The 2,560-nt window shown below is 73.1% G+C and carries 2 protein-coding genes; both read right to left on the reverse strand.

Features of this window, described 5'->3' with window-relative positions:
* On the reverse strand, nt 1–1,820 hold a 1,820-nt coding region (locus VGR37_14050; GenBank protein ID HEV2148521.1), incomplete at its 3' end, for a VIT and VWA domain-containing protein.
* 215 nt (nt 1,821–2,035) lie between these two features.
* Nucleotides 2,036–2,560 (reverse strand): hypothetical protein (locus tag VGR37_14055; GenBank protein HEV2148522.1); only part of this gene is annotated, 525 nt, incomplete at its 5' end.

Here is a 2,560-nt window from a genome sequence, read left to right on the forward strand (position 1 = left end):
GAGAAGTCCTGGGCGTCCACGCGCCCGTCCAGTGCCATCGGCACGCCCTCCCGCGCGCCGGGCTCCAGCGCCAGGTACGACGTGTACGGCGTCACGATCCCGTAGCGCGTCCCCAGCTCCACCACCTCGTCGCGCAGCTCCCTGTTCTCCCCGTGCGTGCGGATCTGCTCCATCAGCCAGCCCACGCGGCGCGTGGCCCAGAGCCGCGGCAGGAACTCGTGCCGCTCGTCGCGCAGGGGGAAGCGCAGGCCGGGGTAGGAGAGCACCTCGCGCCGCGGGCTCGCCCGGCCGCTCAGGCGCGCGGTGACGTTGCGGAGCTCGCGATCGTTGCGGTAGCGCCCCACCAGCGCCACCTGCGTGCCGCGGAACAGGTCCGGGAGGGCGCGCGGGTAGAGGCCGTCGGTGCGGACCTCGCCCAGGTCCAGACGGAGGTCGGTCAGCACCGGATGGTTCACCTTGTCGAAGAAGGCAGAGACCTTCACCTCCAGGTCCTCGCGAGGCTCCACGTACTCCGCGGTCCCCCCGTTCTCCGCCGCGATCCGGTCCAGGAGCCGGGTGTTGACGTCGTAGCCCACCCCGAAGGTGAAGAGGCGCACGTTCCCGCGGCGGGCCCTGCGGGCGTTCTCCACGATCCGCTCCGGCGTGGTCTCGCCCACGGTGGGAAGGCCGTCGGTGAGGAACACCAGGAGCTGCGGGCGCTCACCGCCGCCCTGGAACTGGCGCAGCCCGGTCACCAGCGCGTCGTTGATGTTGGTGCCGCCCACGGCGCGCAGCCCCTCCACGAAGCGGATCCCCCGCTCCTTGCCCGCCCGGTCGGCGCGGATCAGCCCCGTCTCCATGAGGCGCGTGTCGCCGGAGAAGGCCACCACGTTGAAGCGGTCTTCCGGCCCCATCCCGCGCAGCCCGAAGATGAGCGCCCGCCGCGCCTTCTCCATCTTCCCCTCCTCCGTCATGGAGCCGGAGGTGTCCAGCACGTACACCACGTCCTTTGCCGCGTACTCCCGCCCCGCCGCGTCGCTTCGCGGGGTGAGGAGAAGGAGGAAGTACCCGTCCTTCCCCGGCTCGCGATACGTGAAGAGGGAGAGCCCCACCTCCCCCTCCGCCAGGTCGTAGAAGAGCTGGAAGTCGCGGCGCTCCCGCCGCCCGTCCGTCTCGAACGACACCGCGGCCCGCCGGTCGCCGTCGCTGCGCCGCACGTCCACCTCGTGGCTGGGCGAGTACAGCGTGCGCACCCCCTTGCCGGCGCGCACCTCCACCCGGCCGGAGACGCGCTCCACCGGCGCGGCGTTGCGCCCGATCCCCAGCGGGTAGCGGTACCCCACCGTGCCGTTCTCCGCCTTCAGGACCTGCGTGTACACCAGCTCCAGCTTCTTCGTGGAGCGCGGCAGGATGGGGAAGATGCTGGCCTGGAAGAGGTTCTCCCCCGCGTACTCCAGCAGCCCCGGGTCGCGCCGCCGGCGCACGATGGAGTCGTAAATGCGGCGCGCCTCCTCGCGCGAGCGGACCTCGCCCACCAGCCGCCGGTTCCCGTCCCAGATGGCGAACTCGCTCACCGAGGCGTCGGAGGGGATGGGGAAGAGGTAGGTGCCCTCCAGCGTCGCTCCGGTCTCGTTGCGGAAGACCTGCGTGACGTGCGTGGTGGCGACCTGTCCCTCGATGCGGGTGTCGATCTTCACCGACTCCACCGGGAGTGAGGCGGGGAGGTCGATGGGCCGGCCGCAGTCGCGGCACCGCTCGGGGACGATGGTTCCCTGGGCGGGGAGCGACGCGGGTGCGAAGGCGAGCGCCAGGAGGAGCGCGGATAGGATGCGGGCGCGCATGCGTGCCTCGGGGTTGGAGGGGGGGAGCACGGACCGTCTACAGACTTCTACTTGGGGCGGGCGGCGGGGGTTCCGGGGGGGGGAGTGCAGAGTGCGAGAGTGCGAGAGTGCGGAAGTGGAACGGCGCCCCGCCGGGAGCTCCCGGTTGGGGCGCCGTTCTGCCGTGCTCCCCTCCCCCTTGCGGGGAGGGCCGGGGGAGGGGGTCCGGCTGTTCCCTAGCTCCCCCCCACCGCCCGCTGCGCCTCCTCGCGCATGGGGGCGAGGGCCTGGGCGTGGTCGCGGTACTCCGGGAGGTCGCGGTTGCGCTCCGTCTCGTAGGCGCCCAGGAAGCGCTGGTACAGCTCCCGCGCCCGCGTCCCGTTCCCCAGCGCCTGCTCCGCCTGGGCGGCGGTGAAGAGCCCGAAGAGGTGGCGCGGGTCGCCGGCCAGGATCGCGTTGGCCTCGGTGCGGGCGGCCTGCGGGTTGCCCCCCACCAGGTGGAGCACCGCCAGGTGGTAGCGGCCGTCGTCGTCCAGGTCGTCCACGCGCCCATAGGCCGCGACGGCCATGGGGAGGAAGGCGCGCGCCTGGGCCGTGTCGCCGCTGGAGACGTTCTGCATCACGCGGTTGAAGAGCCGGTCGGCCGCTTCACGCGGGGTCATGGACGACAGGTCGACCGCGCCGGGGTTCGCGGCGGGTGCGGCGCCCGGGGCCGGCCCCACCGTGCCCGTGCTCCCGGAGCTGCCGCCCAGGGGCGCGGC

The sequence above is a fragment of the Longimicrobiaceae bacterium genome, from assembly GCA_035936415.1.
Classification (GTDB): Bacteria; Gemmatimonadota; Gemmatimonadetes; order Longimicrobiales; family Longimicrobiaceae; genus JAFAYN01.